Here is a 17,036-nt window from a genome sequence, read left to right on the forward strand (position 1 = left end):
ATTACGTTATTGTGCCGGTATCGAGTTGAAAACCGCGCGCCGGCAAGAAGGTGGGCAGTAAGCCCCGCCCGGCGGACGGAAACAGAGGCACATACAGCTGGAGGCTGTGAATAGAATGACATCAATTTTTGCACGCGTGATCGGCGGCGCCGGATTGGCCCTATTGGCTACCGGAGCGCTGGCGCAGGAAACATCCGACAACCGCGTCGCGGCAAGCACGGATTGGAGCGTGTTTGTCGAGGATGAACCGAAGGAATGCTGGGCCGTGTCCAGCCCCAAGGAAACTGTGAACACCAAGGATGGTCGCGTTGTCGCTGTGCGTCGCAGCGAAATCCTGATGTTCGTGTCCTATCGCCCCGGCGCAGGCGTGTCGGGTGAAGTGTCGTTCACCGGCGGCTACCCCTTCGCCGAAGGATCAACGGTTGAGCTTGAGATTGGCGATGCGAAATTCGTGCTGTTCACCTCAGGCGAAAACGCATGGCCTGCGGGTGAGGGCGACGATGCCAAGATCATCACCGCGATGAAACGCGGCACAAACGCCATTATCTCTGGCCGTTCAAGCCGGGGCACCAAAACGCAAGACACCTTCTCCCTGCTTGGCTTCACCGCCGCGCTGGAAGAGGCAGAGAATCGCTGTAGCAGCTAAGCCGCGCACAATCTGGTGATTTTCATGGGCGCGGTGGTTCTCAACCGCGCCCATTTGCTATACTGAGGCCGCTTGACCGCGACGGAGCCACCAATGACAGCCTCGACACCCATCACTCAGGATGTTCTGACCATCCCCCGAAAAGCGCCGGAAGGCGGCAAGGTAAACCTTGTCGGCCTGACGCGCGACGGGATGCGGGACGCCTTGCTTGCGACCGGAACGCCGGAAAAGCAGGCCAATATGCGGGTCGGTCAGATTTGGCAGTGGATCTATCAGAAGGGTGTGCGCGACTTTGCGTCGATGACAAACCTTGCCAAGGATTACCGCACCCAGCTTGACGAAAACTTCGTCATCGAAGTGCCAGAGGTCGTGACCCGTCAACTAAGCGAAGATGGAACGCGCAAATACCTTGTCCGCATCGCAGGCGGGCATGAGGTCGAGGTCGTCTATATCCCCGAGGAAGGGCGCGGCACGCTTTGCATTTCTTCGCAGGTCGGTTGCACATTGACCTGTTCCTTCTGCCACACCGGCACGCAAAAGCTGGTGCGCAACCTGACGCCAGCTGAGATCATCGGTCAGGTGATGGTCGCCCGCGACGATCTGGGTGAATGGCCCGAACCCGGGCGGAACCCGAAAAACGAAACCCGCCTTTTGTCGAACATCGTCCTGATGGGCATGGGAGAGCCGCTTTATAATTTCGAAAACGTCCGCGACGCGATGAAGATCGCGATGGACCCCGAAGGGATTTCCCTGTCGCGCCGCCGGATCACCCTGTCGACCTCCGGCGTCGTGCCAGAGATTGCTCGCACAGCCGAGGAAATCGGTTGTCTTCTTGCGGTGTCCTTCCATGCGACCACGGATGAGGTGCGCAATAAGCTCGTCCCGATCAACAAACGCTGGCCGATTGCCGACCTTCTCGACGCGCTCAGGGAATATCCCAAGGTGTCGAATTCGGAACGGATCACGTTTGAATATGTGATGCTGAAAGACGTGAACGACAGCGACGAAGACGCCCGCCGCCTGATCGAACTGATCAAAGGTATCCCGGCCAAGGTGAACTTGATCCCCTTCAACGAATGGCCCGGCGCGCCTTACGAAAGGTCGTCAAACAACCGCATCCGCGCCTTTGCCGATATCATCTACAAGGCTGGCTACGCATCCCCCATCCGCACCCCGCGCGGCGAAGACATCATGGCCGCCTGCGGGCAGTTGAAGTCGGAAACCGAACGCGCCCTGAAATCTCGCAAGCAGATTGCGCAAGAGGCGGGGTTGTAAGGTGATGTGTTGGGCGCGCGCAGCTTTGATCGCTGTCTCGGCAGCATAGTGGTGGCTGATCCGTGAAAAAGCTTATCAGCTTTATCCCGCACCCGCCGAGTTTCGAAATTTGCACGGGACTGCTGTTCCGCCTTCATCAACGCGGCAACGTCGCGGTTGAGGCGATTGTCGGCAAGCGTCTTATCAAAACCGATCCCCGTATCCTGCCGTTGTTTGAGCGGAGCGGTATGCCTTTCAAAGTCGCCTCACCGATCGGGTTAGAATTGCTTTCCCTCCCTCGGATGCTGCGGGCCGACGCGGTGCTCGCCCATACTGACCCTGTTGCCTATTACAAACGCATCCGCCCCCGTGACACTGTGATTCCCAAGATGAAAGTGCCGCTGATCTTCATGCAGCACGGAATGAACCAGCTTTCGCTGAACTACACCCGCGATAACATCATCAAAAACTACTACGCGCAGAAATTCCTTCTTTGGGACGATCTGCCGTCCAACATGAAAGAGATCACCCACGAGGATATCCGCCCCCGGAGCAGTGTCGTCGGGTTTCAGAAGAAAAACCTGCTGCCTGCTTTCCCCGGCGCGGCAGAGATGACGGAGATTTGCGCTGCCTATCGGCAGATCGTCTTGATTTGCCACAACTATGGGTCTGAGCGGCTTCATGACGGCGCGAAATACACCCATGCCCGCGATTACATGGGCAAGATGGTCGCCGCGAATCCGGACCGGCTGTTTATCCTGCGATCCCATCGCAGCCGAAACCTTGACGGGCACAAAGACCTCGACACCGATCTGGCAGAGACCTTTGACAACGTTCTATTGTCGGACCGCCATTCGGGGCCGCTGAAATGGGCCGGCGTGCATGATGTCATGGATCACGCCGATATGGTGATTAGCCACCCCTCGACAGTCGTGCTTGATGCCGTCTATCGCAAGCTGCCACTGGCGATTATCGATACGGAGATGCACCGCATCGGCGAAAATGCAGACAAGATCGCCCATCTGCCGGTCATTTCGGACGCCGACAGTGCGCAAGCGTTTCTGGACGGCGAAACCTGGCGGGACGAGATGTTCCAGCCGATTCTGGACCGCTACGGCCCCGATCTTGATACCAATATCGACAGGGCCGCCGTCGCAGTCGAAGAGTTTCTGAACCGCTAACGGGAGCGGTGCCGCTAGGTGGGATGCGCCGCCGGTGCGTCCTCGGGGCTCCACCCCTCAATAATCTCCACCGCCTGCTGTGCTGTATCCACAAACCGGAAAAGCTCAAGGTCATCGGCGCCAATCGTCCCGGCGTCTTCTAGCGCTTTCCAGTTGATGATTTTGCGCCAGAAGGCTTCGCCGAACAGCAGGAACGGGATGCGTTTCATGCGGCCGGTTTGGATCAGCGTCAGCGATTCAAACAGTTCGTCCAGCGTGCCGAAGCCGCCGGGGAAGACGCAGATCGCCTTGGCCCGCATCAGAAAGTGCATCTTGCGGATCGCGAAGTAGTGGAAATTGAAGCAAAGACCGGGTGTCACGTATTCATTTGGGGCCTGTTCGTGGGGCAGGACGATATTCAGACCCATCGAACAACCGCCCGCGTCGATTGCGCCGCGGTTGCCGGCCTCCATCACGCCGGGGCCGCCGCCGGTGACGATCACGTCTTCCTTGCTGTCGCTCTCTAGCGATTTCAGCGTCATCAGCCGGGCGAATTCGCGGGCTTCGTCATAGAACGAGGACAGTTCAGCTAATGTCTCTGTCCGCGCGGTGTCTTTCTTTGACGGCTCTGGGATGCGGGCACCACCGAACAGGACGATGGTTGAATTGATCCCGGCCTCTTCCAGCGCCATTTCGGGTTTCAGCAGTTCCAGTTGCAAGCGCACCGGGCGCAGTTCGGCGCGGCACAGGAAATCGTCGTCGGCAAAGGCCAGTCGGTAGGCGGGGGCACGGGTCTGCGGCGTATCCGGAATCTCGCGCGCCTGTTCCATGTCCTGACGGGCGTATCGCATCGGATGTTTGCGATTTTCGTCTTTCATCAAAGGCTCCTACCTATTTGTCCTGCATTGCGCGTTGTAGCTTCCCGGTCTATAGCCTTCGCCGAACCGAGGCCAGACACGTTTTAGAGGGGACTCTCATGTCGAATACCCAACTTGAAGCCGCGATCGAAGCCGCATGGGAGACCCGCGATGCGATTACGCCCGCAACGACCGGTGAAACCCGCGAGGCGATTGAAGATACGCTGAACGCGCTCGACAGCGGCAAGCTGCGGGTTGCGGAGCGGGGCGATGACGGTCAATGGCATGTGAACCAGTGGGCGAAGAAAGCCGTGCTGCTGGGGTTCCGCATCAAGAACATGGAACAGCAGGACGGTGGCCCGCAAGGCGGCGGCTGGTGGGACAAGGTCGACAGCAAGTTCAAGGGCTGGGGCGACAACCAGTGGAAGGCCGCGGGTTTCCGTGCTGTGCCAGGTGCGGTGGTGCGCAAGTCCGCATTCGTCGCGCCGGGCGTCGTGCTGATGCCGTCCTTCGTGAACCTTGGCGCCTACGTGGACGAGGGCACGATGGTCGACACATGGGCAACCGTCGGAAGTTGCGCGCAGATCGGCAAGAACGTCCACCTGTCGGGCGGCGTCGGCATCGGTGGCGTGCTTGAGCCGATGCAGGCCGGGCCGACGATCATCGAAGACAACTGCTTTATCGGCGCCCGATCCGAAGTTGTTGAGGGTTGCATCGTGCGCGAAGGGTCCGTCCTTGGCATGGGCGTTTTCATCGGCCAGTCGACCAAGATCGTGGACCGGGAAACCGGCGACGTGATGTATGGCGAGGTGCCGCCCTATTCGGTCGTCGTCGCCGGGTCGATGCCGTCGAAGAACAACATCAGCCTTTATTGCGCCGTGATCGTCAAGCGCGTGGACGAACGCACCCGGTCAAAAACCGGGATCAACGAGCTGCTGCGTGACTGACAAGCCCAAGAAACCATCGCGCCAGCAGGTCTATACCCTGCTGGTCGAGGTCGGCCGCAAGGACGGTGACGGGTTGCCCAAAGGGGCGACTGGCGCTGCGCTGATGTGCTTTGCCAGCGGCGTGGATGAGGCCGAGGCCGTGCGCGAAACCGTCGCGATCCTGAAACAAGCGGACACCGCGCCGCTGGATGTCACGGGCTACGGCACCCTTGATGAACGTCTGGAACAGGGGCACGAGATCGGCGAAGAGGAACGCGCCTTGATGACGCGCGCGTTGGAAGAAAACGCGGTGATCGTCGCGCAGATGACGCCGTTCTTCGACAAACCGGGCAGCTAGGTTTACGCGTTTCGCATCGACCTGAGCGTCAGCGCCTCATACCGGCGCAGGGATGGGCAGGCGAGCTCTTCGTGGATCGGATCGCCTTCAGCGGCCCCTGCTTCGGGGTTGAACTGGCTGCTCATCTCGGCCCCCGCGACGTTCAGGATCACGTGGTCGTCAAAGATCAACTGAACGTAGCGGACCGTGCTGATGTTGTGTTCGGGAAAGATCGCGGAGCCGTCGGATAGCTGTCCCGCCTCGACCAGAACGCGTTCTTCGGCGAAAAGATATTCCACCAGATCATCGTGAATGACCAAAGACTGATGGGGTGCGACCAGAATGTCCTGCGCCAGCCCAAAAAACGGCGCGCGGATGCGTAGCGGTTGGAAATGACCAATCGCCGGAACCTCCCGTGAGGTGATCTTGCGCACGGGCTGTGCCTCGTGATCGTCGGTCAGGACAAGGTCTCCGACCGCCAATTCTTTAATCGGGCGCCAGCCGTCGGGGGTTTCGACGGGGCTGGATGCCTCAATCGACGGCAGGTGGGAAATCGGCGCGACTTCGTTTGACAGGGCAAACATCACCACGGCACCGGATACTTTTTCGGGGTCGCGCGTGCGGGACAGCACTTGGATCAGATCGGTCGGGACGGCGATCTTGATATTTTCCGACACGGTCAGAATGTCGCCGCTTTCCAGACATTCAACATCCAGGCGACATTTATGCGCCGACTTGTCCCAGACAAAGCTGACATGCAGCGGCTGTTCCCAATCGGCCGCGCCGAAGGGCACCATCATATCAAGCTTTTGATAGCGCAGCCGTACTGCCCCGTTGCCCGTCAGCTTCAGAAAGAAATCCATATTGCGGCCGGGTTCGGACCGCAGGTCGATCAGGGTTTGCCCGCCTTGGCCGCGAACGGGGGCGTCAACTTCAAACAACAAGCTGCCTTTGTCGAGCCGCGCGATGTTGTCGCCCGAAGCCGGCAAGGCGCGATCCAGATCGTGTCGATCCAGGGCCTTGAAAGCTCGATACGCCAGCCAACTCATTAAAACCCGTTTCCTCGCAACACACTGCTTGGATCGCAAGGGGCGTTTGCCGTGCGATCTGTCACGCAGAATACGGCTGTGGTCAAACCCTGTCCAATTCGGTGCCGATGATTTTCCACGCGCATAATTGCTTCTAGGCCGCGACCGCTTGTGCAATCAAGACCCGTGCCCGCCCCGTGGTCGAAAACACAAACTGTATCGCCGTGAAATCGCCCGTGGATGCATAAGCGATGCCAAGGACGCGGGTGTCGCGGGATTGCAGCCCCGTTTCAACCGGGCTATCGCTACCGGAAAGGAGAGCCAAGTGACCGAACCGACCGATCCCGTTGCCCTGACCGCCGATCTGATCCGTTGTCCGTCCGTCACACCCGACGAGGGCGGCGCGCTGGTTTTGCTGGAAGAGCGGCTGAGCGCGGCGGGGTTTACCTGCACCCGCGTTGATCGTGGCGGGATTGCGAACATTTATGCCCGTTGGGGCGACAAGGCGCATCCGAAGTCGTTTGGGTTTAACGGTCATACCGATGTCGTGCCAGTTGGCGACACCGAGGCGTGGAGCGTTGATCCCTTCGGCGCGGCGAAAGCCGACGGGATGCTTTGGGGGCGGGGTGCGACCGATATGAAATCGGGCGTCGCGGCGTTTGCCGCCGCCGCGATTGATTTCGTGCGCGATACCCCTCCAGACGGGGCCGTCATCCTAGCGATTACCGGTGATGAAGAGGGCGATGCCCAAGACGGCACCATCGCCCTTCTCGACTGGATGGAAACCGAGGGGGAGGCGATGACCGCCTGTCTAGTGGGGGAGCCGACCTGCCCCGACAAAATGGGCGAGATGATAAAAATCGGGCGGCGCGGATCGATGACCGCCTATCTGACGGCGAAGGGAGTGCAAGGTCATTCGGCCTATCCACATCGCGCCCGCAATCCGCTACCGGTGATGGTCAAACTGCTCGACCGCTTGGCGTCGCATAAGCTCGATGAGGGAACAGAGCATTTCGACCCTACAACGCTTGCGATCACCACGGTCGATACCGGGAACCCGGCGAATAACGTGATCCCTGCCGAATGCCGCGCCACCGTCAACATCCGCTTCAATGACGCCCATAGCGGCGAAAGCCTGACCGCTTGGTTGAACGCAACGGCTGCCGAGGTCGCGGGCGAAAGCGGCGTGTCCATTGACGTGGACGTAAAAATCTCGGGCGAGAGCTTTCTGACCCCACCCGGCCCGCTCTCCGACCTCGTGGCGCAGGCGGTTGAGGTGGAAACGGGCGCGACTCCGGTTCTGTCGACATCTGGCGGCACGTCCGATGCGCGGTTCGTCAAGAATCACTGCCCAGTCGTTGAATTCGGGCTGGTCGGCAAGACGATGCACCAGGTCGATGAACGGGTGGAGATCGAACAGATCATCCAGCTGAAAGCGGTCTACACGCGGATTCTACGTGACTATTTCGCCTAACGCCCGCCCGCGACTGGTGGTCATGGTGAAGGAACCGCGCCCCGGCCGGGTCAAGACCCGGCTTGGCAAGAGCATGGGCATGGTCCCCGCCGCGTGGTGGTTCCGTCGCCAGGTCGCGGGCTTGCTTCGCCGTATTGATGACGCGCGCTGGGATACCGTGCTTGCCGTTTCACCGGATCACGAGGGGATGCAAAGCCGTGTCTGGCCCGCGCATCTGCCGCGAATACCGCAGGGGCCGGGCGATCTGGGCGACCGCATGGGCCGCGTGTTCCGCACCCTCGCGCCCGGTCCGGTCGTTATCGTCGGTGCCGATATCCCCGGCATCACTCGCGCCCATATCGCGCGGGCGTTCAAGGCGCTGGGCGACCATGACGCAGTGTTTGGACCCGCCCCCGACGGTGGGTATTGGTTAATCGGCCTCAAACGCATCCGCCCGGTGCCCGTGCAATTGTTTGAAGGCGTGCGATGGTCGACCGAACACGCGCTTTCGGATACGCGGGCGACGCTCGGCGATTGCTCCATCGCGCTGATCGACACGCTTCAGGATATCGATACCGCCGAAGACCTCGCCAAACTTACCGAATGACGCGCCCGTTGCGCCGTGCTACGCCATAGCCATGACGCGCATTCCTACAAAAGATGAAATCCTGCAATGGATTTCTGAGAACCCGACCCAGACCAGCAAACGTGACATCGCCCGCGCCTTTGGCATCAAGGGCGCAGCGCGGATCGACCTGAAACGCATCTTGAAAGAGCTTCAGGCGGACGGTCATCTGGAGAAACGCAAGAAAACCTATCGCGACCCGGACAAGCTGCCCCCAGTTTCGGTGCTTGAGATGCTCGCGCCCGGTGGTGATGGCGATCTGTTCGCGAAACCGTTGGAGTGGCATGGCGACGGCGACGCGCCGGTGGTTCTGTTCGTGCCGAAAGCGTCGGACCCCGCAATGGGGGAAGGCGACCGTATCCTCGCCCGGCTGACGGAGGTGAAAGGCGAGCAGCACGACTACGAAGCGCGGCTGATCCGGCGGATCGGCACCAATCCGGGCCGTATCCTCGGCATCTTTCGCAAAGGGGCGGAAGGCGGGCGCATCCTGCCGATCGACAAGGGATCGGACAAGGAATGGACCGTGGCAAACGGCGCGTCCCTCAGCGCCAAGGATGGCGAACTGGTTGAGGCCGAAGCTGCCGGGCCAAAGTCACGCATGGGTCTGCCCGCGGCGCGCATAACCTCTCGCCTTGGTGACCCGACCCAGCCAAAGGCGATTTCGCTGATTGCGATCCACCAGCATGGTATCCCGGATTCCTTCCCGGATGAGGTGATCGCAGAGGCCGACGCGATCAAACCCGCGCCCCTCGGCAAGCGCGAAGACCTGCGGGATATGCCGCTGTTCACCATCGACCCCGCAGACGCGCGGGACCACGACGATGCCTGCTATGCCCACCCCGACGATGATCCGAAGAACCCCGGCGGCCATGTCGTCTGGGTCGCGATTGCGGATGTCGCGCATTACGTTACCCCCGGATCGGCGCTGGATCGAGAGGCGCGGAAACGTGGGAATTCGACCTATTTCCCCGATCGCGTCGTGCCGATGCTGCCCGACCGCCTGTCCGGCGATCTGTGCAGCCTGCACGAAGGCGTGCCCCGCGCCTGTATCGCGGTCCGCATGGTGCTTGACGCGAAGGGTAACAAGATCAGCCACCGCTTTACCCGCGCGATGATGAAATCCGCGGCCTCGCTTCACTACGAAGAGGTGCAGCAGGCGATTGACGGCAATCCTAATGACCGCTGCGCGCCGTTGCTTGAGGACGTGCTGAAACCGCTCTACGCCGCGTATGAGGCGACGAAAATCGCCCGCGCCGTGCGTCAGCCGCTTGAACTCGACCTGCCGGAGCGCCGGATTGAGCTAAGCGATGAGGGCGAGGTGACAGCCGTTAACTTCAAGGAACGGCTGGACGCGCACCGATTGATTGAAGAATTCATGGTCCTCGCCAATGTCGCCGCGGCGGAGGAGTTGATTTCAAAACGCCAGCCGTTGCTGTTCCGCGTCCACGAAGAACCGAGCCCGGAGAAACTTGAATCGCTGCGCGAGGTTGCGCAGGCGTCGGGGCTGACGCTCGCCAAGGGGCAGGTGTTGAAGACCCAGCACCTGAACCGCCTGCTCGAACAGGCAGCGGATACGGAGAATAGCGAGCTGATCAATATGTCGACGCTGCGGTCGATGACGCAAGCCTACTACGCGCCGGAAAATTTCGGGCACTTCGGGTTGGCACTGAAAGCGTATGCGCATTTCACCTCTCCGATCCGGCGCTATGCAGATTTGATCGTGCACCGCGCGCTGGTGACAGCGCATGGCTGGGGTGATGATGGTCTAACGCCTGAGGACGTCGATATGCTCGCCCAGACCGGCACGCATATTTCCGATACCGAACGGCGGTCGATGATGGCAGAGCGTGATACGACGGACCGCTACCTTGCCGCCTATCTGGCGGAGCGTGTGGGCAGTGAACTGAATGGTCGCATCTCTGGCATTGCGCGATTCGGGCTGTTCGTGCGGCTGGATGAAACTGGGGCGGACGGGCTGGTGCCGATTGGCACGCTGGGCCGCGAATACTTCCGGCATGATGTGGAGGAGCAGACGCTGACCGGGTCCGATACCGGCTTTACTCTCGGGCTGGGAATGCCCGTGACCGTTCGGCTGGCCGAAGCGGCTCCTGTGACGGGCGGGCTGGTTGTTGAACTGCTGGCGGTTGCCGGAAAACCAATGCCGCGCGGCGGCGGGGGGCGTGGCGGATCAAGCAACCGGGGCCGCGCCAAAAATCGCAGCCGATCCAAGACCGCCAAGACCCGCAAAAAGGTTGAGCGCAAGCGACGTGGCTGATCACTGCCGACCCGTTCAAAGACGCTTTGCGAGAACCCGGATAACGGGTAAACTTCGCGCAAAGACAACAAAAAGAGCAGGTGGTATCCGTGTGGCAGCGCAGTTTTCTGATGGCAGCACTCTTGGGGTGTGTTGCGCCCGCAGTCGCGGCGCAAAGCACATCGCAACGCCCGGTCGAACGACCCGGAGCGGTGGAGCATACAACGACTATTTCGACACGCGGCATCACCGTGTCGCCCCGCCCCGCGGCGCGGCCGCAGGGCGATAACGTCGTGGAAACGCAAATCCAAGGTGGCAATGCGGGGTTCGCCCGCTGGATCGAAGGCTTCCGCATCCGCGCGGCGTCTAAGGGGATCAACCGATCAACGCTCGACGCGGCGTTTCGGGATGTGCGCTACAATGCCGACGTGATCCAGAAGGACCGCAACCAATCCGAATTCACCAAGCAGATTTGGGATTATCTGGATAGCGCTGCGTCTGACACCCGCATCGAAAACGGCCAAGCGGCGCTGCGCGACAACCTCGCCCTGCTGGAGCAGATCGAAGCGCGATACGGGGTGGAAAAGGAAGTCGTCGTCGCCGTCTGGGGGCTGGAAAGCGCTTACGGTGCGTTTCGCGGCAGTACACCCATTATCGGGGCACTCGCAACGCTCGCCTATGATGGCCGGCGGGGGCGGTTCTTTGAACAACAACTGATCGCCGCGCTCCAGATCGTGCAATCCGGCGATGTCGCGCCGGGGAACATGACCGGATCATGGGCCGGGGCGATGGGGCACACGCAGTTCATTCCGACAAGCTACCTGTCGTATGCGCAGGACTTCACCGGCGATGGCAAGCGTGACATCTGGTCGGACAATCCGGCGGATGCGCTGGCGTCGACCGCGGCCTACCTCGCCCGCTTTGGCTGGACCAAGGGGCAGCCTTGGGGCGTTGAGGTCAGCCTTCCCAGCGGCTTTGACTACGCGCAGTCCGGTGAACGGATCAAAAAGCCCGTCAGCGATTGGATGGCGATGGGCATCCGTGATGCAGCGGGCCGCGAAATTCCCGAACATGGCGCCGCGTCGATCCTGCTGCCCGCTGGGGCGCAAGGCGCGGCGTTCATGATCTTTCAGAACTTCCATGTGATCGAACGCTACAACACCGCAGACGCCTATGTGATCGGCGTTGGTCACCTGTCTGACCGGATCGGCGGCGGCCCCGCAATCCGCGCAAGTTGGCCCCGCAGTGATCGGCCCCTCCGGTTCAGCGAAAAGAAGGAATTACAGGAGCGTTTGACCTCTGCCGGGTTCGACACGGACGGGCTTGATGGAATTATCGGCCCCAACACGATTGCAGCGATCCGCTCTTATCAGTCGTCGATCGGTCTGATTCCAGATGGCTATGCGTCGATGGACATCCTGCGGCGGCTGCGCTGAGCGTTACCGCAGTTCAAACCTCTCTGCATCGCAGTCGCTTTGAAAGGCGCAACGCAGCACCTCGCGCAGATCAGCCCGGCCAAGGTTGGGGAACCCGCCACCCATGTCGCACGGCCCGGTTTCGATGGAATAGTCGCCCGCCTGCTGTTTCAGAAACACCAGCATTTGCGTGTTAAGTGCAGCCCGCCCGCACCAAACGGCAAGGCAGGTTTCCGTCACAGTGACGCGTGCATCAATCGGTGTGTCAAACGCCCGTCGGGAGGCTGACATGCCGACGAACCGCGCCTCATAACTAATCGCGGGTGGGTTTTGATTGTTCGGGTCGATATTGGGCCTGTCCGGGCGACCGTTGATCGCCTGCAACTGGCCATAGGCCATCACGAACCGGTCAGTGCTTTCGACGGCGACTTCGGTCGCGCGGATCGGGTTTGGCGGCAGGCAGGACAGCGCGTGCGCTTGTGATGCGATCAGGACGGTTCCGATGGCGGTGAGGTATCTGAACATAGGTATTCTCCGAGTTCCGCCACCACTTTAGCATAGAGATCGCGCTTGAACGGCACGATGGAGTCGAGCATTTCTTGCGCTGTCACCCACTTCCAACGCGAAAATTCCGGGTGTTCCGTTTCAATCTGGATGTCGCTGTCGGAGCCCTGAAACCGCATCAGAAACCAACGCTGTTTCTGCCCGCGATACCGCCCCTTCCACAGCTTCGGGACGAGGTCATGCGGCAGGTCATAGGCGACCCAATCGCGGGTTTCAGCCTCAATGGAAACCAGATCGGCCACCACTCCGGTTTCCTCCCACAGTTCGCGCAAGGCAGCGTCGCGGGCGTTTTCGCCTTCATCGATCCCGCCTTGGGGCATTTGCCAAGCGGGGATGTCGGTGTCGATCCGCTGCCCCGCAAAAATTCGGCCATCGGCATTTGCCAGCATCACCCCGACACAGGGGCGATAGGGCAGGTGTGCGATCTGATCCGGGGTCATCGTGTGGCGGGCCGGGTTGCCCCGGCCCGATCCCTTATTCTGCTGCAAGCGCCAGTGCTGACATCCCCTTCAGGATGTCGATAGCATAGGCGAGCTGATAGTCTTCCTCGCGCAGTTCTGCGGCGGCTTCGGCAGCAGCGCGTTCCTCTTCCAGCACTTTGCGCTGATCTTCGGAGATCGAGTCATTGTCGAGGCTGCCACGCAGATCGGCCTCTGACCGGATGCCGCGCGGGCCTTCCTCCTCCTCTTCCTCATCGGGGCGCTGGCGGGGTTGTTCAACGACGATGTCGGGCGATACGCCAAGCGCCTGGATTGAGCGGCCGGAAGGCGTGTAATACCGCGCGGTGGTCAGGCGCATCGCGCCGTCGCCGCGCAGCGGCATGACCGTCTGAACAGATCCTTTGCCAAAGCTTTTCGTGCCGATCACGATGGCGCGGCGGTGATCCTGTAACGCGCCTGCTACGATTTCAGAGGCGGAGGCAGAGCCGCCATTGATCAGCACCACCATCGGTTTCCCGTCGGCAAGGTCGCCGGGGTTGGCGTTGAAGCGTTCGCCGTCTTCGGCGGCGCGGCCACGGGTCGAAACGATCTCTCCGGCTTCAAGGAAGGCGTCGGAAACGAGGATCGCCTGGTTGAGCAGACCGCCCGGATTGTTGCGAAGGTCCAGCACGAAGCCGTTGACGTTTTCCATGCCGCCGGCTTCTTCAACCGCTTCCATCATGCCGTCCCGCAGGTTGGGGAAAGTCTGGTCGTTGAACGTCGTCACGCGCAGAACCACGGTTTCGCCTTCGGTGCGGGTGCGCACGGCGGTCAGGGTGATTGTGTCGCGGATGATCGAGACATCGAACGGCTCCGCCTCGCCTTCGCGGACGATGGTGATGATGATTTCCGACCCGACCGGCCCGCGCATCAGATCGACCGCTTCGTCGAGTGTCAGGCCCAGAACGCTCTCGCCATCGACATGGGTGATGAAATCGCCCGCCTCGATCCCGGCGGCGGCGGCAGGCGTGCCGTCAATCGGGGACACCACCTTGACGAAACCCTCTTCCTGCGTGACCTCGATGCCGAGGCCGCCGAATTCGCCTCGCGTCTGTTCGCGCATCTCGTCGAAATCATCGGGTGGCAGGAAGCTTGAGTGCGGATCGAGCGAGCTGAGCATACCGTTGATCGCCGCTTCGATCAGTTCCGCCTCGTCCACCTCTTCGACATATTGCGAACGGATGCGTTCAAATATGTCGCCAAACAGATCAAGCTGTTCATAGACGTTTGTATTTCGCGTGGTTTCCTGCGCGATCAGCGGCCCCGCGATCTGCGTTGTAGCCACGACCCCGGCAAGGGTGCCGCCCAACGCGGCCATTACAAACTTTTTCATGTTACGTCCTAATCCTTGTTCATCGTGAACCAGTCGCTTGGGTCCACAGGGCTTTGCGCATGTCTCAACTCTATATACAGCGTCTCTGTCCGGTCTACACCTGCGTCGGTGGTTACATCGCCTGCGGTCGTTCCGTCACCCGGCATCAGGCCAAGCGGCGCGTCGGCTGACACGACCTCTCCGACCTCACCATAGACCGTTCCGAGGCCCGCAAGCACCACAAGATAGTCCTTATGCGGCTCAACGATCATCACATTTCCGTAGTCGAGCAACGGGCCACGGTATCGGATCGTTGCGGGCCACGGTGCCGTCACGATGGAAAGCGGGCGCGTGGCAAGCAGTAATCCGGGGCGGCGGATGCCCGCCGCGTCGGGTTCGTTGAATTGGCGAAGAACCGTACCGGACACCGGAAGGGCGAGCGCCCCTTTCACCGCCTCAAAATCCGGCAGGTCGATTTCAAGGCTGCCTTCGGGCAGCGACGATAGCCCGCTGGCAAAGCCTTGCAGGGTCTCACTGCCATCAAGCAGTGCCTGCATCCGCTCCGGGTCAGCGGTGAAGCGGCGGGGCAGGTCGGTGCGGTCGGAAATCGCCTTTGACAGTTCCGTCCGCGCGATCTGCACCCCGGCGAGTCCCTCTTCCAGCGTGATGGTCGCGTTTTGCTGAAGTTCTCGCAGCAGGGCGACCTCTTCAAGCTGGGCACGCAGGGTTTCGGCTTCGGCCTGAATGGCGGGTGTGACGGATGACAGGATCATGCCGGAGCGGGCGGTTCCGACCGGGCCGGACGGGTGCAGGAGAAGAAGCGGAGCGGGAGAATTCTGCATGGTTTGCAAGACACCCAGAAGGCGCGATACCTCATCGCGTTTAGCCTCGAACACCAGTTGGATGGACTGTTCGCGGATCGCGGCCTGCCGCAAACCCTGCCGCATCGCGCCGAGGCCTTCTTCGTAGGCTTGAATCGTTTGGGTCAGGGCCGACACCCTGTCGCGCGCGCCGTCGGCGTCTTGCAGGGCGACCGATGCGGCCTCAAGCTGCTGGGCGGCGCGGCGGGCGGTGATTGACGGATCAGTCTGTGCGGTAGCGTGCGTCGCCAGCGCCAAAAAAAGCCCCGTGACCGGGCCGGTGATACGCGATGCCCACATCACGAAATCAGGCTTTCCCCGGTCATTTCATCTGGTTGCAGCAAGCCCATCAGCGCCAGCAGCGTCGGCGCAAGATCAGCGAGCCGCCCCTTGCGCAAGCTTGCCCCCTCCGGCCCGCCGAACAGGATCACCGGCACCGGGTTCGTCGTATGCGCCGTGTGCGGCCCGCCGGTTTCGGGATCGACCATCGTTTCGCAATTGCCGTGATCGGCGGTGACGATCATCGCGCCACCTGCGGTTTCAAGCGCCGCGAGCGCTTGCCCAAGCCCCGCATCGACGGCAGCGCAGGCTTTCATTGCAGCATCAAGATCGCCCGTATGTCCCACCATGTCGGGGTTCGCGTAATTGGCGACGATCAGGTCGTAGCCGTCCTTGATCGCCTCAACGAATTTCTTGGTGACGTCGGGTGCCGACATTTCGGGCTGCATGTCGTAGGTCGCGACCTTGGGCGAGGGCGGCATGAAGCGATCCTCACCTTCCTCCGGCACTTCCTTGCCGCCATTGAGGAAGAAGGTCACGTGCGGGTATTTCTCGGTCTCGGCCAGCCGGAACTGGCGCTTGCCGTGCTGCGCGACCCATGCGCCCAGCGTGTTGACGATGTCGCGCTTTGGAAAGACCGCGGTCATGTAATCGTTGTGGGCGTCGGAATATTTCACCATTCCCAAACGCGCCACAAGGTTCGGGCGGTCGCCGCGATCAAACCCGTCAAACTCCGGCGCGCCAATCGCCGCCAGCAATTCCCGCGCCCGGTCGGCCCGGAAGTTGATGAAAAACAGCCCGTCGCCCGTGTGCATCCCGTCATAGCCCGCAATCGCGGTGGCCGGTATGAACTCATCGGTCTTGCCGTCGGCGTAAGCCTGTTGCACCGCCTCGAACGGTCCGGTCGCCTGATCGCCCCTGCCATGCACGATGACGTCATAGGCGGTCTTAACCCGTTCCCACCGATTGTCGCGGTCCATCGCGTAATAACGGCCCGTGATGGTTGCGAACCACGCGTTCGGCGGCAGTTCTTTCCCGGCTGTCGCAAGGTAGCTCTCCGCCGATTTCGGGGCCACGTCGCGGCCATCGGTGAAGGCATGGATCGCGACCGGAATGCCTGCATCGGAAAGCATGGTCGCGGCGGCCATGATGTGATCAAGATGCGCGTGCACGCCGCCATCACTGAGCAGTCCCATCAGATGCGCCGTGCCGCCGGATTTCTTCAACTTGGCGATCAGATCTTTGATTGCGGCGTTCTGAAAAAACGATCCATCCTCAATCGCAAGATCAATCTGGCCAAGGTCCATCGCAACGACCCGGCCCGCGCCGATATTCGTGTGTCCGACTTCTGAATTTCCCATCTGCCCCGTCGGCAGGCCCACATCCGGCCCATGCGTCGTCAGGGTCGCATTCGGGCAGGTCGCCATCAGCCTGTCGAAATTCGGCGTTTCGGCCAGCGCAGGCGCATTCGCCTCTGTCGTGTCACGAAGTCCCCATCCGTCCAGGATGCAGAGAACCACGGGTTTGGGTGTGCTCATCTTTCGCCTCAAGAACTGCTTGGCCTGTGTCTAAGGATCACCGGGGCGA

At 61.1% G+C, this 17,036-nt stretch carries 17 protein-coding genes; 9 read left to right on the plus strand and 8 right to left on the minus strand.

Going from position 1 to position 17,036, the window contains the following annotated elements; translation table 11 throughout:
- The first annotated feature begins 115 nt into the window (after positions 1-115).
- The 3 genes from ACEWPJ_RS01340 to ACEWPJ_RS01350 all read left to right on the plus strand — a co-directional run bounded on the left by ACEWPJ_RS01340 (position 116) and on the right by ACEWPJ_RS01350 (position 3,081).
- On the plus strand, positions 116-646 hold the full coding sequence (locus tag ACEWPJ_RS01340) for an invasion associated locus B family protein (RefSeq protein WP_416510360.1): 531 nt from the start codon (positions 116-118) through the stop codon (positions 644-646).
- Between the two features lie 93 nt (positions 647-739).
- Positions 740-1,921 carry a 23S rRNA (adenine(2503)-C(2))-methyltransferase RlmN gene (gene rlmN / locus ACEWPJ_RS01345; RefSeq protein ID WP_416510361.1) on the plus strand — a complete coding sequence of 394 codons (1,182 nt, stop codon included), beginning with the start codon at positions 740-742 and terminating at the stop codon, positions 1,919-1,921.
- A 62-nt stretch (positions 1,922-1,983) separates the two neighbouring features.
- Positions 1,984-3,081 carry a hypothetical protein gene (locus tag ACEWPJ_RS01350; protein ID WP_416510362.1) on the plus strand — a complete coding sequence of 366 codons (1,098 nt, stop codon included), beginning with the start codon at positions 1,984-1,986 and terminating at the stop codon, positions 3,079-3,081.
- Positions 3,082-3,095: 14 nt separating this feature from the next.
- On the opposite strand, the gene ACEWPJ_RS01355 is transcribed toward ACEWPJ_RS01350, so the two are convergent.
- Complete coding sequence (locus ACEWPJ_RS01355) at positions 3,096-3,938, minus strand: TIGR00730 family Rossman fold protein (protein ID WP_416510363.1); 843 nt, start codon at positions 3,936-3,938, stop codon at positions 3,096-3,098.
- A 98-nt stretch (positions 3,939-4,036) separates the two neighbouring features.
- On the opposite strand from ACEWPJ_RS01355, the gene dapD reads away from it, so the two are divergent.
- A complete protein-coding gene (gene dapD / locus ACEWPJ_RS01360) occupies positions 4,037-4,864 on the plus strand; it encodes a 2,3,4,5-tetrahydropyridine-2,6-dicarboxylate N-succinyltransferase (RefSeq protein WP_416510364.1) in 828 nt (275 codons plus the stop codon).
- Entirely contained in the window at positions 4,857-5,201 is a 345-nt protein-coding gene (locus tag ACEWPJ_RS01365) for a hypothetical protein (RefSeq protein ID WP_416510365.1), read from the plus strand. The genes dapD and ACEWPJ_RS01365 overlap by 8 nt, the downstream gene beginning before the upstream one ends.
- Positions 5,202-5,203: 2 nt before the next feature.
- Here ACEWPJ_RS01365 and ACEWPJ_RS01370 read toward each other — a convergent pair whose 3' ends face one another.
- Together ACEWPJ_RS01370 and ACEWPJ_RS01375 are read right to left on the minus strand one after the other, a co-directional pair.
- Complete coding sequence (locus ACEWPJ_RS01370; protein WP_416510366.1) at positions 5,204-6,229, minus strand: Hint domain-containing protein; 1,026 nt, start codon at positions 6,227-6,229, stop codon at positions 5,204-5,206.
- A gap of 133 nt (positions 6,230-6,362) precedes the next feature.
- Positions 6,363-6,533, minus strand: coding sequence for a hypothetical protein (locus ACEWPJ_RS01375; protein WP_416510367.1), 171 nt, complete (start codon positions 6,531-6,533; stop codon positions 6,363-6,365).
- Here ACEWPJ_RS01375 and dapE point away from each other — a divergent pair, their 5' ends adjacent.
- The 4 genes from dapE (at position 6,534) to ACEWPJ_RS01395 (ending at position 11,976) form a co-directional block, all read left to right on the plus strand.
- The gene (gene dapE / locus ACEWPJ_RS01380; protein WP_416510368.1) at positions 6,534-7,682 is read left to right on the plus strand and encodes a succinyl-diaminopimelate desuccinylase; all 1,149 of its coding nucleotides are present in this window, start codon (positions 6,534-6,536) and stop codon (positions 7,680-7,682) included. It abuts the gene before it with no gap.
- A 22-nt stretch (positions 7,683-7,704) separates the two neighbouring features.
- Positions 7,705-8,268 (plus strand): TIGR04282 family arsenosugar biosynthesis glycosyltransferase, encoded by a 564-nt coding sequence (locus ACEWPJ_RS01385; protein WP_416512979.1) that lies wholly within the window; start codon positions 7,705-7,707, stop codon positions 8,266-8,268.
- A 31-nt stretch (positions 8,269-8,299) separates the two neighbouring features.
- Positions 8,300-10,561 (plus strand): ribonuclease R, encoded by a 2,262-nt coding sequence (gene rnr, locus ACEWPJ_RS01390; RefSeq protein WP_416510369.1) that lies wholly within the window; start codon positions 8,300-8,302, stop codon positions 10,559-10,561.
- Positions 10,562-10,671: 110 nt separating this feature from the next.
- Positions 10,672-11,976 (plus strand): lytic murein transglycosylase, encoded by a 1,305-nt coding sequence (locus tag ACEWPJ_RS01395; RefSeq protein ID WP_416510370.1) that lies wholly within the window; start codon positions 10,672-10,674, stop codon positions 11,974-11,976.
- A 3-nt stretch (positions 11,977-11,979) separates the two neighbouring features.
- On the opposite strand, the gene ACEWPJ_RS01400 is transcribed toward ACEWPJ_RS01395, so the two are convergent.
- From ACEWPJ_RS01400 to gpmI, 5 genes are read right to left on the minus strand one after another with little or no spacing between them, the layout of a single operon-like run.
- The gene (locus tag ACEWPJ_RS01400) at positions 11,980-12,480 is read right to left on the minus strand and encodes a hypothetical protein (RefSeq protein WP_416510371.1); all 501 of its coding nucleotides are present in this window, start codon (positions 12,478-12,480) and stop codon (positions 11,980-11,982) included.
- Positions 12,444-12,959, minus strand: a complete 516-nt coding sequence (locus ACEWPJ_RS01405; protein WP_416512980.1) for an RNA pyrophosphohydrolase — start codon at positions 12,957-12,959, stop codon at positions 12,444-12,446. Before ACEWPJ_RS01405 ends, ACEWPJ_RS01400 begins: the two co-directional genes overlap by 37 nt.
- A 34-nt stretch (positions 12,960-12,993) precedes the next feature.
- Entirely contained in the window at positions 12,994-14,331 is a 1,338-nt protein-coding gene (locus ACEWPJ_RS01410; protein WP_416510372.1) for a S41 family peptidase, read from the minus strand.
- Positions 14,332-14,339: 8 nt separating this feature from the next.
- Positions 14,340-15,470 carry a murein hydrolase activator EnvC family protein gene (locus ACEWPJ_RS01415; RefSeq protein ID WP_416512981.1) on the minus strand — a complete coding sequence of 377 codons (1,131 nt, stop codon included), beginning with the start codon at positions 15,468-15,470 and terminating at the stop codon, positions 14,340-14,342.
- Positions 15,470-16,987 carry a 2,3-bisphosphoglycerate-independent phosphoglycerate mutase gene (gene gpmI / locus ACEWPJ_RS01420; RefSeq protein WP_416510373.1) on the minus strand — a complete coding sequence of 506 codons (1,518 nt, stop codon included), beginning with the start codon at positions 16,985-16,987 and terminating at the stop codon, positions 15,470-15,472. The genes ACEWPJ_RS01415 and gpmI overlap by 1 nt, the downstream gene beginning before the upstream one ends.
- Between the last annotated feature and the right edge of the window lie 49 nt (positions 16,988-17,036).

Source organism: Aliiroseovarius sp. YM-037 (assembly GCF_048060095.1).
Taxonomy (GTDB): domain Bacteria; phylum Pseudomonadota; class Alphaproteobacteria; order Rhodobacterales; family Rhodobacteraceae; genus JBLUOA01.

Coding starts and splice junctions, on each gene's coding strand:
- ACEWPJ_RS01340 (WP_416510360.1), top strand. CDS start 116: ATGACATCAATTTTTGCACGCGTGATCGGCGGCGCCGGATTGGCCCTA.
- rlmN (WP_416510361.1), top strand. CDS start 740: ATGACAGCCTCGACACCCATCACTCAGGATGTTCTGACCATCCCCCGA.
- ACEWPJ_RS01355 (WP_416510363.1), bottom strand. CDS start 3,938: ATGAAAGACGAAAATCGCAAACATCCGATGCGATACGCCCGTCAGGAC.
- dapD (WP_416510364.1), top strand. CDS start 4,037: ATGTCGAATACCCAACTTGAAGCCGCGATCGAAGCCGCATGGGAGACC.
- ACEWPJ_RS01370 (WP_416510366.1), bottom strand. CDS start 6,229: ATGAGTTGGCTGGCGTATCGAGCTTTCAAGGCCCTGGATCGACACGAT.
- ACEWPJ_RS01385 (WP_416512979.1), top strand. CDS start 7,705: ATGGTGAAGGAACCGCGCCCCGGCCGGGTCAAGACCCGGCTTGGCAAG.
- rnr (WP_416510369.1), top strand. CDS start 8,300: ATGACGCGCATTCCTACAAAAGATGAAATCCTGCAATGGATTTCTGAG.
- ACEWPJ_RS01395 (WP_416510370.1), top strand. CDS start 10,672: ATGGCAGCACTCTTGGGGTGTGTTGCGCCCGCAGTCGCGGCGCAAAGC.
- ACEWPJ_RS01400 (WP_416510371.1), bottom strand. CDS start 12,480: ATGTTCAGATACCTCACCGCCATCGGAACCGTCCTGATCGCATCACAA.
- ACEWPJ_RS01405 (WP_416512980.1), bottom strand. CDS start 12,959: ATGACCCCGGATCAGATCGCACACCTGCCCTATCGCCCCTGTGTCGGG.
- ACEWPJ_RS01410 (WP_416510372.1), bottom strand. CDS start 14,331: ATGAAAAAGTTTGTAATGGCCGCGTTGGGCGGCACCCTTGCCGGGGTC.
- ACEWPJ_RS01415 (WP_416512981.1), bottom strand. CDS start 15,470: ATGTGGGCATCGCGTATCACCGGCCCGGTCACGGGGCTTTTTTTGGCG.
- gpmI (WP_416510373.1), bottom strand. CDS start 16,987: ATGAGCACACCCAAACCCGTGGTTCTCTGCATCCTGGACGGATGGGGA.